Genomic DNA, 14,109 nt, shown 5'->3' with positions numbered 1-14,109 from the left:
ATAAACATGCATGAATATTCGTTTACCTTCTTGTTTGTGCGCATTATGATGGCGTCATGAACGATATTCCCCGTAACCGGCGCGATCTCATCCTGCACAGGCTGGAGCAGGGCCAGTCCGTCGCTGCGGCCACGCTGGCCAGCGAATTCGGCGTTTCCGAAGATGCCATCCGGCGCGACCTGCGGGCACTGGCAGCGCTTGGTCTGTGCCGGCGCGTATATGGCGGCGCGCTGCCGCTGTCGCCGGCAGCCACCTCCATGGCGCAACGCATGGCCCACGTGCCGGACCGCAAGACGGCGCTGGCACGGGTGGGCGCTACGCTGGTCCAGCCCGGCGAACTGGTGTTTCTCGATAACGGCAGCAGCAATCTGGCGCTGCTGCCGTTTCTGCCGGCCGACAGCGGTGTGACGGTGGCCACCAATTCGATTGCCATCGCCAATGCCGTGCAGCAGCGCGGCGGCTTACAGCTGCTGATGCTGGGCGGCAGCGTGGATGCCCATGTGGGCGGCTGTATCGATGCGATTGCGCTGTCCATGCTGGAGCGGCTGCAGCCGGACCGCTGCTTCCTCGGCGCCTGTGCTTTTTCTATCGAACAGGGGGCGAGTGCCTTCCATCTGGCCGATGCCTGTTTCAAGCAGGCGCTGCTGGCTAGCGCCGGCCAGAGCGCGCTGCTGCTCACCAGCGAAAAACTGCAGACGCGGGCGCCGTACCGCATCTGCGCCAGCGCGGCCATAGACTGCTATGTGCTGGAACACGATGCACCGGCCGCCTGTGCCGATGCGCTCGAACAGCGCGGCAGCCTGGTTTTGCGTGCCAGTCCGCTCGCTTAGCTCCCTACTACCTACTGACTTTTTCTGGAGATACTGTGGCTATAGTTTCCGACGCCCCCGCACGGCTCGCGACACGCGTGCTGTTTCTCGTTGCCGGTTTCGGTTATTCATGCTGGGCTCCGCTGATCCCGCAGACCAAAGCCAGACTAGGTCTCGATGAACATGTGCTGGGCCTGCTGCTGCTATGCATAGGCGTGGGTTCCATCTTGGCGATGGCGCTGACCGGTGCGCTGGCCGTGCGGCATGGCACCCGGCCTTTGCTGATCGTCAGCGGCTTCGGCTTCGCTGCGGCGCTGGCGGCCTTGCCGCTGGCCGACTCAGTACCCGCGCTGGGCCTGAATCTGCTGGCCTTTGGCGCCACGCTGGGCGCACTCGATGTGGCGATGAATATGCATGCGGTGGAAGTGGAAAAAAGGGCCGGTGTGTCCCTGATGTCGGGCTTCCATGCGCTGTTCAGCGTGGGCGGTTTTGCCGGTTCGGCGGTGATGACGCTGCTGCTATCGCAACGGCTGCCAGCGTTGCCTGCTACCGCGCTGTGCGGCGCCGTGATGGTGCTGGGCATGCTGCTGGCCGCGCCGCGCATACTGCGTGATGGTGCGCGCAGCGGCGGCGCCATGTTTGCCCTGCCGCGCGGGCTGGTACTGGGCATAGCGCTGCTGACCTGTATTACCTTTCTGGTCGAAGGTGCGCTGCTGGACTGGGGCGCGCTGCTGCTGACGGAGCAGGGTCTGTTTGCTGTCGAGCAGGCGGGCAGCGGCTATATCGTGTTTTCCATTGCCATGACGCTGGCCCGCTTCAGCGGCGACTATATGGCCACCCGGCTGGGCGACCAGCGCACGCTGCTGGGCGGCGGCGTGCTGGCGCTGGCCGGCTTTGCCGTGCTGCTGACGGCAGCGAGCGGGCTGGTGGCGCTGGCCGGTTTCGGCCTGATCGGACTGGGCTGCGCGAATATCGTGCCGGTGCTGTTCCGCCGTGCGGCCCTGCAGCAGGTGATGCCGGCCGGTCTGGCGATTGCGGCAATCTCCACCACGGCTTATGCGGGCATACTGGTGGGGCCGGCCGGTATCGGCTTTATTGCCAAGCTGGTCGGGCTGCCGCAGGCGTTCTGGCTGCTGGCAGCGTTGCTCGCGTGTGTGCCATGTTCGGCGCTATGGCTCGTATCCGGGCGTCCGGCCAAGGCATAATGGCTTATCGCACCGGCCTTGGTGTCATGAAGGGAAGCAGACTATGCTGCTTATCGCCAGCAAACTGGGTAAGAACGAAAAATACGATCAGCTGCGCTGCGAGCGGCGCGACGGCAGCGAGACGGGTACCATGATCCCGCTGCCGCGCGGGCGCTGTATGACGCAGTACTGGAACTGGCGCAGCGCTGGCAGGCCGTGGCCAGCCACAGCTCACTGAGGCTGGAATTTGCCCCGGCCTAGCGGGCGCGGCGTCGTCTTGTCCAGCCGAGCAGGCCCAGACCGGCCAGCAGCATGGCATAGGAACCGGGTTCAGGCACAGGCGAGGTTTCGATATTATCCACGGTGAAGCCGTTAAACATCGCCAGACTGCTGCCGCTGCTCCTGAAAGTGACAGAGGTGAGATTGCTGAAGCTGCTGTTGAACTGATAGCTGACCAGCGGCATCGGACCGCTGAGCGTCGAGGTGTCGATCAGGAAGGACTGGGTAACGCTAGCGCCGCCCAGCACATGGCCGATGACGTCGATCTGGCGGGGGAAATTGGCAGGCGTGTGCACGTCGTTGAAGTTGAACGAACCGGCGCCATCGAAGCCCACCAGCGAGAAGGTGCCGCCACCGCGTTTTACCATGGTCAGGGCAGCGGAATCGCCCAGAAAGTCGCCATACGGTGCCAGTGCCAGCACGGTACCGTTGACCGGGCAGCTAGGGCCGCAGCTCTGTCCGCTGTACATGCCCGAAGCCAGACCGCTCAGGGTAAAGGCAAACCCTGCGCTGACGAAACTGCCCCGGGTACCGTTGGGCACATCGTCAAAGCTCAGTACTGCCGCCTGTGCACTCAGCGATGCGCCTGCAAGCAGGCAAGTCAACAGGGTCCTTTTTGCAATCTGCATCACGTTCTCCTCTTGAATTTCGCCGTCTGCCGGGCAGCCGGCCGCCCGTGCAGACCTGCACATCCGTGTGATGCTACTCCATGCAATGTGGAAATAATACTGGAAATTATTAATCCACTAGTTTTATTGCGATAAGCGCAATAAATAGTGTGGCTTTTAAGGCCTAAGCGGCCCGGCTATCGCGTGGCGGGCCCGGCCTCAGGAGCTATCGCCGTGAGCACATGCTGTTTGAAGGCCTGTGCCAGCGGCGTCAGCTTCTTGCTGGCAGGGTGGACGATGTGCCAGGCCGAAGGCAGGGGAAAACCGCTCACATTGATCACGCTGACGCCGTGTTCTTTCTGCTGGCCGTGCAGGGCATGGCGAGACACTACGCCTATGCCCAGCCCGCCAGCAACAGATTCCTTGACGGCCTCGTTGCTGCCCAGCTCCATGCGGATATTGGCGCGGAAGCGGTGGGCATGGAAGAACTGGTCGGCGGCCATGCGTGTGCCCGAGCCCGGCTCGCGCAGGATAAATCGCTGATCTGCCAGCTGTTCCAGACTGACGCTGCGGCGCCGCGCCAGCGGGTGATTGCTGGCAGCGATGACGACGATAGGGTTGGGCATGAAGACTTCGTCGCCCAGCGCTATTTCGGCCGGCGGCATGGACATGATGTAGAGGTCGTCCAGATTGTCGCGCAGGCGCTGCACCACGCCATCGCGGTTGAGGATTTCTAGCGCGACATCGATGGCCGGATAGCGCGTGCAGAAGCTGCCGATCAGGCGCGGCATGAAGTATTTGGCGGTGCTGACCACCGCCACGCGCAGCTTGCCGCGCGAGAGTCCCTTGATGCCATCGACCTGCTGTTCGAAGCTGTCCCAGCTGCGGCCGATGGCGCGCGCCGTTTCGGCCAGCTCCCGCCCCACCTCGGTCAGATGGACTTTTTTGCCGATCACATCGTACAGGGGCAGGCCGATCGAGGCGCTGATTTCTCTGAGCTGCATGGATGCGGTGGGCTGGGTTACATGCATGGCGCGCGCTGCCGCGCTGACGCTGCCCGTTTCAGCCAGCGCCAGAAACAGGCGCAACTGCCGGAAAGTGATATTCATAGAGTTTTATCTATGCATGATGAGATAAGAATCGATTTTACATGATATCTGTGTTTCCCTAGAATTCGTTCCAAGGAGAAAAAACCATGCAAAACATTCTAGATCCTGCCATTCTGTTCTTTGTCTTCGGCGTGCTGGCTGGCGCCGTGCGCTCCAATCTTGAAATTCCGCCTGCCATCTCGCGCTTCCTCTCGCTCTACCTGCTGATGGCGCTGGGCCTGAAGGGCGGCTTTGCGCTGTCGCATTCGGGCCTGACGGCCAATGTGGGCCTGAGTCTGGCCGCCGCCGTGGCGCTGGCCATCGCCGTGCCGTTGATCGGCTACACTGTTCTGCGCCAGTTCGTTTCCGGCTTCGATGCGGCTGCCGTGGCCGCGACTTATGGCTCCGTCAGTGCGGTGACCTTCGTCACGGCCGTGCAGTATCTGGAAAACCAGCAGGTGGCGTATGGCGGCCACATGGCGGCAGCGATGGCGCTGATGGAATCGCCCGCCATCATCATGGCCATAGTGTTTGCCAACAGCCTGCGCCAGCAGGCCGGTGGCAGCGCGGTCACGCCCGCTGGCGGCGCTGCCGTGCTGGCCGGTCCGGCAGCGTTGTCCGGCGCTGGCGGCAAGCAGGGTGTCTCGGTCGGCAAGATACTGCACGAGTCGTTCACCGACGGCGCGCAGTTGCTGCTGCTCGGTGCCATGGTGGTCGGCATCGTCACGGGCGACGCAGGCAAGGCCGCCATGCAGCCGTTCTCCGGCGACCTGTTCAAAGGCATGCTGGCGTTCTTCCTGCTCGATATGGGCCTGATGGCGGCGCGTAATCTGCTGCAGATACGGGGCAAATCCCCGGTGCTGGTGGCCTACGCCATACTGGGGCCGCTGCTGCATGCCACACTGGCGCTGACGCTGGCCGTGCTGCTGCACCTGCCTACCGGCGATGCAGCCCTGCTGATGGTGCTCGCTGCCAGCGCTTCGTATATCGCCGTGCCGGCCGTGCTGCGCTATGCCATGCCGGAAGCGACGCCGTCGCTGTATTTTGGCCTGAGTCTGGGCGTGACGTTCCCGCTGAACATCCTGTTCGGTATTCCGCTCTACGTGGCCGTGGCCCGTATCGTGCTGGGCTAGGCCGGCACGGTCAGCAGTGCCTGCGGCGCCAGGCGCAGGTTCTGTGTGCGGCCGGCGCTTGTGGCAGATTCAGGGACGCTGCTGGCGGTAGCTGTGGGCCAGCAGCAGTGCCAGCGCAGCGGAGGCGGTGCGCGAATCGGCCGGATCGGCGCGGCTGGTCAGGGCGATAGGCACGGTGGCGCCCAGCACCACGCCGCAGGCAGCGGCGCCAGCCAGATATTCGAGCTGTTTGGCCAGCAGATTGCCGGCCTCCAGATCGGGCGCAATCAGTATGTCGGCATGACCGGCAACGCTGGAGGTAATGCCTTTGGCGCGCGCAGCGGCGGGCGAAATGGCGTTGTCGAAGGCCAGCGGGCCATCCAGTTCGCCGCCCGTAATCTGGCCACGCTCGGCCATCTTGCACAGGGCGGCAGCGTCCAGCGTGGATGGAATTTTCGGTGTGACGGTTTCCACGGCCGACAGGATGGCCACCTTGGGCGACGGCGTGCCCAGCGCATGCGCCAGCGTGATGGCGTTGCGGATGATGTCGGCCTTGTCGTTGAGGTCAGGCTGGATGTGCAGCGCGCCGTCGGAGATCAGCAGCACCTTGTCGTACATCGGTACTTCCAGCCGGAACACGTGCGACAGGCGGGACTTGGTGCGCAGCGCCGGTTCGGCCAGCACGGCGCTAATCAGTTCATCCGTGTGCAGGCTGCCCTTCATCAGCATTTCGACGTCGCCGCTGGCGGCCAGCTGCACGGCGCGTGCCGCTGCCGCATGGCTGTACGGCACGTCGATCAGCTCCACCCCTTGCAGCGACAGACCGGCTTCGTCGGCCACGGCCTGTATCTTGGCTTGCGGGCCGATCAGCACCGGCACGATCAGGCCTTTATGGCCTGCTTCCAACGCGCCGCGCAGCGAGGCAGCATCGCAGGGATGCACCACGGCGCAGCGTACGGCAGCCAGCCCGGCCACGCTGGTGAACAAGCTGGTGTACTGGTGACGCGATGGCATATACAGGGGCGGCAGCTGGGTGCGCGGACGGCGCACTTTTTCCGTCGGCGCGATCACCGTGGCCAGACCGGACAGTACCACGGCGCCATTCTGGTTCTTGATTTCGCAATCGAGCGTAACGTGCTTCTTCTCGTCTTCCTTGCTGGCGACGGTGGCCGTGATGCGCAGTTCGTCGCCGATGCGCACTGGCTTGAGAAACTTCAGAGTCTGGCCCAGATAGATGGTGCCGGGGCCGGGCAGCACCGTGCCCAGCAGGCGCGAGATCAGTGCCGCGCCCCACATGCCGTGCGCGATCACGCCATGGAACAGGGTGTGATCGGCATATTCGGTATCGACGTGGGCCGGGTTGATATCGCCTGACACGGCGGCGAAAGCGGCAATGTCGTTTTCCGTCAGGGTGCGGCACAGCCGCGCGCTCTGACCGACGCTCAGTTCTGCGTAAGTGATGTTCTCGATGATATCCTGCTGCTCGTGCGTCTCATGGACGGCATCATTTACTGCGTCGGTCATTGCTGTGCCTTTCGGAAGGCCGGATCAGTGGGTCATGAGAACCGGCAGGTTCATTTGTTTGAGCACGTCGCGCGTTGCGCCACCCAGTGCAATTTCACGCAGGCGCGAGTGGCCGTAGCCGCCCATCACCAGCAGGTCGGCCTTCAGTTCGGCGGCCAGTTCCAGCAGTGCCGTACCGATAGGCTGTTTGGTGGTTTTCTGTACCACTTCCACTTGCACGCCCTGACGTGCCAGATAGGTTGCCATATCGGCGCCCGGCTGCTGGCCGTGGGCGGCATAGTGCTCGGTACCGTTGAACACGGCCAGGGTAGCTTTGCCGGCGCGCTGAAGCAGCGGCAATGCCGCGTTGATGGCGCGGGCAGCCTGCTGACCACCGTCCCATGCCAGCAGCGGCGCCTGGCCTATCTGTTCGACTTTGCTGGCGGTCGGCACGATCAGCACTGGCTTACCGCCGTGCAGCATGACGTATTGTAGTACGGCCGACGGCGTGCCGCTGCTGTCGCCCTGCGGCATTACCAGCAGGTCGGCATAGCGCGCCTGCATCACCAGCGCATAGTCGGGCGTGTCGTCGATACGCCGGGTTTCGTAGGAGGAAACGCCATAGCCTTGTGCCTGTTTCGCAAAAGCGGCCAGCTGTGCATCGGCTTTTTCCGTCAGTGCGCTCATATCGGTGGGCAGGGCTACCATGCCCGCTACGGCGGCATTGCACTGGGCGATGGCCTGATCGGCGCCACTGAGGGCGAAGCCCACCAGATGGGCTTCATAGGCGTTGGCAAGCTGGGATGCCAGACGGATGCCGTTGGCGACTGTGTCGGGTAAGTCGGCTTGAACCAAGATGGTCTTGTAAGACATGACATTTCCTTCCGTGTGTGGTGTGGACGAAGGCGGGACGCTCCGCGCACATGCCACTATCGTAGGTATTTCGCTCAAAAAAATGATTGATTCAGATCAAAAATTTCCAGTTTCCTTAGTCTTAAGCCATCAGTGTAATGGTCTTGCGGAAACGTGCCAGTGCGGTACCGAACAGCACTGCGCCAATGGCCGTAATCGCCAGCAACTGCGGCCAGATCACGTCCAGTCCCGCGCCGCGATACAGCAGGGCTTGGCCTGCGGCAACGAAGTGCGTGGTCGGCGCAGCCAGCATCAGATCCTGCACCAGTTGCGGCATGCTTTCGCGCGGCGTGCTGCCGCCCGACAGCAGCTGTAGCGGCAGCAGCACCAGCACCAGCAGCATGCCGAACTGCGGCATGCTGCGCGCCAGCGTGGCGAGGAAAATGCCCATGGCGGTGGTGGCGAACAGGTGCAGCGCGGCCAGCAGGGCGAACAGGGCCACCGAGCCGCGCACCGGCACATGCAGCGCACCCTGCACGATGAACAGTAAAGCGCCCAGCGCGGCAATCAGCACCACCAGACCCATGGCCCAGATTTTCGACAGCATGATCTCCAGCGGCGTAACCGGCATCACCAGCAGGTGTTCGATGGTGCCGTGTTCGCGTTCGCGGATCAGCGCAGCGCCGGTCAGCACGATGGACAGCATGGTGACGTTGTTGATGATTTCCATTAGCGAGCCGAACCACGCCTGCTCCAGATTCGGATTGAAGCGCATGCGCAGCGCCAGATCGACCGGCGCAGCGGGCGCTGCCTGCTGGCGGCGCAGGAAGTCGCCCACTTCGGCAGCGATGATCTGCTGGATGTAGCCATTGCCCGTAAAGGCCTGACTCATGCGGGTGGCATCGATATTCAGTTGCAGCGCAGGCTGGCGGCCGGCCAGCGTATCGCGCTGGTAGTTGGGCGGGATGTCGAGCACAAAAGTGTAGTCGCCCTGATCGAGCCCGGCATCGGCGCGTGCCGGGTCTATCATCTGCGGCGCCTTGAAGTGGGGCGGGTAGAAGGCCGAGGCGATGCGTGCCGACAGCGGCGAGGCATCCTGATCGATGATGGCGATGGCGGCATTGTGCAGACTCTCCGGCATGGCAGTGGCGGCGATATAGATGGAGAAGCTGAAGGTGTAGGCGATCAGCACCAGCATCATCGGGTCGCGCAGCAGGCTCCAGAGCTCTTTCACGCCGAGCCGGTAGATATGATTGAGGCGCGTATTCATCTAGCGCTCCTGTTTGTGCAGCAGTAGCACCGACAGCAGCACGATCACGGGCACGGCCACGGCCAGCGGCCAGAAGGCCGAGCCGAGGTGGGCCAGATCGAGCGCCTTGTTGAAGACGCCGCGGCTGATGGTGAGGAAGTGCGTGGCCGGATAGATCTTGCCGATCAGGCGGCCCGGCCCCTCGAGTCCGGAGACGGGATTGAGCAGGCCGGAGAACTGCACGCAGGGGATGATGGTGCCTATCATGGTGACGAACAGGGCGGCAATCTGGCTGCGCGTGAAGCTCGATGCCAGCAGGCCCAGACCGGTGGCGCAGATCACGTACAGCAGTGCGCCTAGCGTGATAGTGAACAGGCTGCCTTTGAGTGGCACGCCGAACGCGGTCACGGCCAGTATCGTCATCAGGGCGAAGTTGAACATGCCCAGCGCGATATAGGGCAGCTGTTTGCCGAGCAGGAACTCGGCCCGCGTCACCGGCGTGACGTACAGGTTGAGGATGGAGCCCAGTTCCTTTTCCCGCACCACCGAGAGGGCGCTGAGCATGGCCGGTATCATCATCAGCAGCATGGGGATAACGGCCGGTATCATGGCCGGCAGGCTCTTGACGTCGGGGTTGTAGCGGTAGCGGGTTTCGATGCCGCCTGCGCTGGCCGGGTGCATGCCCAGCCGGTGCACGGCCATGTCGGCCAGCCAGCTCTGGTGCAGCGACAGCAGATAGCCGCGCGTGGTTTCGGCGCGCAGCGGCATGGCGCCATCTATCCACGCGCCCAGCTGGACGGGAGCGCCGCGCTGCAGGTCGCGGCCAAAGCCGGCAGGGATTTCGATCGCCATGGCCAGCTCGCCGTTGCGCATGCGCCGGTCCAGATCGTTGTAGTCCAGGATGGGCGGGCGTTCGATGAAATAGCGCGAGCCGGCCAGATTGAGCGTGTAGTTCTGGCTCAGGCCAGTCTGGTCGTGATCGAGCACGGCATACGACAGGTGCTCGACGTCCAGATTGATGCCGTAGCCGATGATGAACATCAGGATCGCCGTGCCCAGCAGGGCCAGCGTGGCGCGCACCGGGTCGCGCCGCAGTTCCAGCGTCTCGCGCAGCGTGTAGCTGTAAGCACGTGCCAGACTGGCGCGCCAGCCACGGGTGGGGGTAGCTGCTGGCTGGGGGGCAGATGGCGGCAGCGGGGCAGCGCTGGTAGCACTAGCGGTAGCGCCGGTGGCATCCTGCAGATAAGCGATGAAAGCCTGCTCCAGTGTGGCGCTGCCGCGCAGGCGCACCAGTTCTTGTGGCGCGGCGCTGATCAGCACCCGCCCCGCGTGCATCAGCGAAATGCGGTCGCAGCGTTCGGCCTCATTCATGAAGTGGGTGGAGATGAAGATGGTGACGCGGTCGCGCCGCGCCAGTTCTATCATCAGCTCCCAGAACATATCGCGCGCCACCGGATCGACACCCGAGGTGGGCTCGTCGAGGATCAGCAGCTCGGGCCGGTGCACCATGGCGACGGCCAGCGACAGGCGCTGGCGCACGCCCAGCGGCAGCTGTTCGGGCATGGCAGCGAGCACGCCGTCAAGGCCGAAGCGGCTGGCCATGTCGGCCACGCGCGCCGCGATCTCGTCTTCCGGCACGCTGAACAGGCGCGCATGCAGTTCCAGATTCTGCGCCACCGTCAGCTCGGTGTAGAGAGAAAAAGCCTGCGACATATAGCCCACGCGGCGCCGTGTGGCCATATCGCGTGGATCGACCTCGTGGCCGAACAGGCGCGCCGTGCCCGCCGTGGCGGGCAACAGCCCGGTCAGCATTTTCATGGTGGTGGACTTGCCGCAGCCGTTAGAGCCGAGGAAGCCGAAGATTTCACCGCGGCGGATGCGGAAATCTACCCCGTCCACGGCGGTAAAGTCGCCGAAGCGCATGGTCAGTCCCTGCGCTTCGATGGCGATATCGTCCTGCGCGCCCGGCTCGAAGGGCGGTACCACCAGTTGATGGTGGCCGCGGCGCTTTTCTTCCGGCAGCAGGGCAATAAAAGCTTCTTCCAGTACCTCGCTGCCGCCTTGCCGGCGCAGTTCGGCGGGCGTGCCGGTGGCCAGTATGTGGCCGCTATCCATCGCCACCAGCCAGTCGAAGCGGTCGGCTTCTTCCATGTAGGCGGTGGCGACCAGCACGCTCATGGCAGGACGTTCCTGCCGGATGCGGGCGATCAGTTCCCAGAACTGGGCGCGCGAGAGGGGATCGACGCCGGTGGTGGGTTCATCGAGGATGAGCAAATCGGGATCGTGGATCAGGGCGCAGCACAGGCCCAGCTTCTGCTTCATCCCGCCCGACAGCTTGCCGGCCGGACGGGCCAGAAACGGCCGCAGGCCGGTGCTATCGGTCAGCTGGTCGATGCGGCGGCGCCGCTCGGCGCCATCGTGGCCGAACAGGCGGCCGAAGAATTGCAGGTTTTCTTCCACCGACAGGGTGGGGTAGAGGTTGCGCCCCAGCCCCTGCGGCATGTAGGCGATGCGCGGGCAGACCGCGTCGCGATGGCGCCGCTGCGCCATGTCGCCGTCCAGTACCTGCACCAGCCCCTGCTGCACGGCGCGGGCGCCGGCCAGCAGCGACAGCAGGCTGGATTTGCCTACCCCATCGGGGCCGATCAGCCCCACCATGCAGTTGGCCGGAATGTTCAGGCTAACCTGATCCAGCCCGACGGCTGCCCCGTAATGCAGGCTGACGCCTTCAACCCGTGCCACCGGCGGCTGTTGCGCCGGACCGTTCACTTGCTCACCCGTACTTGCAGTTCGCTAGGCCACGCCGTCTGGGCGTCGAGCTTGACCCATGCCACGCCGGGCAGGCCGGTTTTCACCTGGGTCAGATGCTGCTGCAGCAGGCTGCGGTCGATCTGCGCTTTGACGCGGAACATCAGCTTCTGGCGTTCGCTGGCCGTTTCCACGGTTTTCGGCGTGAACTGGGCCGTGCTGGCGACGAACGAGACTTTGGCCGGGATCACCATGCCCGGTGCGGCGTCGAGCCGCACATGCACTTCGGCGCCCAGAGCCAGCTTGCCGGCTACCTGTTCCGGCACGAAGAAAGTCATATACACATCGCTCAGATCGACCAGATTGAGCACCTTGCCGCCCGCGCCCAGCACTTCGCCCGCTTGCGCGATACGGTACTGCACCCGGCCAGCACGGGGTGCCTTGAGCGCGCTGTCGCTGATATCGACGCCGATGCGTTCGATGGTGGCCTGGGCTGCCGCCACGGCCGACGTAGCGCCCGTTATCTGGGTGCGCGCCGCTTCGATGGCGCTGCGCGCCGCCGCCGCCTGGGCCTGTGCGGCGCGGATGGCCGCCGTGCTGCTGCGCACGCGGCTGCGGTCATCATCGAGTTCCTGTTCGGACGAGGCGCCTTCCGTCACCAGCGTCTGGGAGCGGCGCAAACGGCGTTCGGCCGCATCGAGCTCGCTTTCACGCAGCGTTACTGCCGCCAGTGCCGCCTGATAATCGCTCTCGCGCACGGCGACCATGGATCTGGCGCTGGCGACACCGGCTTCGGCATGGGCCAGATTGGCACTGGCTTCGGCGCGCTGGGCTTCCAGCGTCAGCACCTGCATGTGGCCGAGCACCTGACCGGCGTTAACGAAATCGCCTTCGTTGACGAGGATATCCTGCAGGCGGCCCGGCAGCTTGGCGGCGACATCGATCTCGGTGGCCTCGATGCGGCCATTGCCGCTGGCGAAAGCCTCGCCGGGACCGCTGTTGCGCAGCTGGGTCCAGCCGTAATAGCCGGCGAGCAGGGCGGCGCCGGCCACGCCGGCGGATATCAGTTTGGTACGGAGAGTGAGCGTCATGAGCGTGGCGTAGATAAGAGTTCAGGAGGTTGTGCGCCGTCCGTTGCGCCGCCCAGGGCGGCATACAGGGCGATACCGGCCGAGAGCAGGGCGCGGCGGGTCTGCACCAGCTGCTGTTCGGCACTGAGCAGATCGCGCTGGGCGTCGAGCACGTCCAGATAAGGCGCGGCGCCGTTATCGAAGCGCAGCTGGGTCAGACGGGCGCGTTCGCGCTGGACTGCCAGTGCGTGACTGGCAATGTCCACCTGCTGGCCTAGCCAGCGGCGTGCCGACAGTGCATTGGCAACGTCGCGGAAGGCGGCCTGCACCGCCTTGTCGTAGCTGGCCACGGCACTATCGCGTCTGGCCTGCATCAGCGCCAGATTGGCATCGCGCCGGCCGCCGTCGAACAGGGGCAGGGTCACGCTGGGAGTGAAGTTCCAGCTGCCGCTGCCGGGCTTGAACAGGCCGTCGAGGGCGGCGCTGGCCGTGCCGCCCGAAGCGGTCAGACTGATGGACGGGAAATAGGCCGCGCGCGCCGCGCCGATATTGGCATTGGCCGCCTGCAGCTGCAGTTCGGCCGCGCGCACATCGGGGCGCCGCTCCAGCAGGGCAGCAGGCAGGCCGGCGGCCAGTTGCGGCAGTTCGCCCAGCGTGCTGTCCGGACTGGTGTTGGCCTGCCATGCGACGGGCTGGCCCACCAGCAGCTGCAAGGCCTGTAGGGCAGCGTCGCGCTGCTGTTCCAGCTGGGCGGCCAGTGCCTGCGCCTGGGTCAGCAGGGTTTCCACCTGCGTCAGATTGAGCCGCGAGGCCGAACCGGCGGCCACGCGGCGGCTGTAGATGCGGAAGCTCTCCTGCCGGCTGGCCAGCGTACGCTGGGCCAGCAGCAGGCGCTGGTCCGCTTCGCGCAGTGCGTAATAGGCATCTGCCACCTGAGCGATCAGACCCAGCGTGGCGGCCTGACGGGCGGCATCCGTGGCCAGATACTCGGCCCGGGCGGCATCGCGCAGGCTGGCCAGCTTGCCCCAGAAGTCCAGCTCCCATGCCGCCATGCCCAGTCCCAGCTGGTACTGGCTGGTGATCATCGGCTGGCGCGTCAGGCTCAGATCGGCCGGCACGTGGCTGCGGCTGCTGCCGCCCTGTGCGGCGATGACAGGTGCCAGTGCGGCCTGCTGGTAACCCAGTGCGGCGCGCGCCTGTTCCACCCGCAGGGTGGCACTGCGCAGGTCGCGGTTGTGCGCCAGCGCCTGCGTTATCAGGCTCTGCAGGGCCGGATCGGTAAAGTAGTGCTGCCAGTCGGCCGGCATGTCAGTGCCCGCGCTGCTGGTCGGATAGCTGGCGGCGACCGCCAGCGGCGGACGGCTATACTGGGGGGCCAGCGAGCTGCAAGCGCTCAGCAATCCCAGCATGGCTACTGCGCCGGAAAGTTGGCGCAGGCGCAGGTGCCCGCGAGTGGAGTAGGTATTGTTGGTCATACGCCACAGTTTATTGAGTAGAATCAGAAATTTGTTTGATGTAGATCAAACATTAACTTTGTTGGCTCGCCAAGTAGTCTTAAAGAAGAATTTGATACAGATCAATTACTTACTTGCGCACGGTCGTTCATA

At 64.5% G+C, this 14,109-nt stretch carries 12 protein-coding genes; 4 read left to right on the top strand and 8 right to left on the bottom strand.

Translation table 11 applies throughout. The annotated features are described in order from the left end of the window. Positions 1-56: 56 nt before the first annotated feature. From GTP27_RS00750 to GTP27_RS00740, 3 genes are read left to right on the top strand one after another with little or no spacing between them, the layout of a single operon-like run. A complete protein-coding gene (locus tag GTP27_RS00750) occupies positions 57-830 on the top strand; it encodes a DeoR/GlpR family DNA-binding transcription regulator (protein WP_161037285.1) in 774 nt (257 codons plus the stop codon). A gap of 41 nt (positions 831-871) precedes the next feature. Continuing rightward, a complete protein-coding gene (locus tag GTP27_RS00745) occupies positions 872-2,014 on the top strand; it encodes an MFS transporter (protein ID WP_161037667.1) in 1,143 nt (380 codons plus the stop codon). 43 nt (positions 2,015-2,057) lie between these two features. Further along, positions 2,058-2,231, top strand: a complete 174-nt coding sequence (locus GTP27_RS00740) for a hypothetical protein (RefSeq protein WP_161037284.1) — start codon at positions 2,058-2,060, stop codon at positions 2,229-2,231. A 19-nt stretch (positions 2,232-2,250) separates the two neighbouring features. Here the strand turns inward: GTP27_RS00740 and GTP27_RS00735 are convergent, their stop codons facing one another. Then, the gene (locus tag GTP27_RS00735) at positions 2,251-2,901 is read right to left on the bottom strand and encodes a PEP-CTERM sorting domain-containing protein (protein ID WP_229633266.1); all 651 of its coding nucleotides are present in this window, start codon (positions 2,899-2,901) and stop codon (positions 2,251-2,253) included. Between the two features lie 176 nt (positions 2,902-3,077). Beyond that, positions 3,078-3,989: a LysR family transcriptional regulator gene (locus tag GTP27_RS00730; protein ID WP_161037283.1), complete on the bottom strand. Its 912-nt coding sequence runs from the start codon at positions 3,987-3,989 to the stop codon at positions 3,078-3,080. Between the two features lie 86 nt (positions 3,990-4,075). Between GTP27_RS00730 and GTP27_RS00725 the strand changes: the two genes are divergently transcribed. Then, positions 4,076-5,101: a sodium-dependent bicarbonate transport family permease gene (locus tag GTP27_RS00725; protein ID WP_161037282.1), complete on the top strand. Its 1,026-nt coding sequence runs from the start codon at positions 4,076-4,078 to the stop codon at positions 5,099-5,101. Between the two features lie 69 nt (positions 5,102-5,170). Here the strand turns inward: GTP27_RS00725 and GTP27_RS00720 are convergent, their stop codons facing one another. The 6 genes from GTP27_RS00720 to GTP27_RS00695 all read right to left on the bottom strand — a co-directional run bounded on the left by GTP27_RS00720 (position 5,171) and on the right by GTP27_RS00695 (position 13,977). Further along, complete coding sequence (locus tag GTP27_RS00720; protein ID WP_161037281.1) at positions 5,171-6,604, bottom strand: bifunctional enoyl-CoA hydratase/phosphate acetyltransferase; 1,434 nt, start codon at positions 6,602-6,604, stop codon at positions 5,171-5,173. Between the two features lie 24 nt (positions 6,605-6,628). Further along, entirely contained in the window at positions 6,629-7,456 is an 828-nt protein-coding gene (locus GTP27_RS00715) for a universal stress protein (RefSeq protein WP_161037280.1), read from the bottom strand. A gap of 121 nt (positions 7,457-7,577) precedes the next feature. After that, complete coding sequence (locus tag GTP27_RS00710; protein ID WP_161037279.1) at positions 7,578-8,705, bottom strand: ABC transporter permease; 1,128 nt, start codon at positions 8,703-8,705, stop codon at positions 7,578-7,580. After that, complete coding sequence (rbbA, locus tag GTP27_RS00705; RefSeq protein WP_161037278.1) at positions 8,706-11,453, bottom strand: ribosome-associated ATPase/putative transporter RbbA; 2,748 nt, start codon at positions 11,451-11,453, stop codon at positions 8,706-8,708. Continuing rightward, a complete protein-coding gene (locus tag GTP27_RS00700; protein WP_161037277.1) occupies positions 11,450-12,523 on the bottom strand; it encodes an HlyD family secretion protein in 1,074 nt (357 codons plus the stop codon). Before GTP27_RS00700 ends, rbbA begins: the two co-directional genes overlap by 4 nt. Next, a complete protein-coding gene (locus tag GTP27_RS00695; RefSeq protein ID WP_161037276.1) occupies positions 12,520-13,977 on the bottom strand; it encodes an efflux transporter outer membrane subunit in 1,458 nt (485 codons plus the stop codon). Before GTP27_RS00695 ends, GTP27_RS00700 begins: the two co-directional genes overlap by 4 nt. Positions 13,978-14,109: the final 132 nt, after the last annotated feature.

Origin of the sequence: Duganella qianjiadongensis (genome assembly GCF_009857915.1) — a bacterium.
In the GTDB taxonomy this organism is placed as follows: Bacteria; Pseudomonadota; Gammaproteobacteria; order Burkholderiales; family Burkholderiaceae_D; genus Rugamonas; species Rugamonas qianjiadongensis.
The sequence above is the reverse complement of the archived record's forward strand: the minus strand, read 5'-3'. Positions and strand labels throughout refer to the sequence as shown.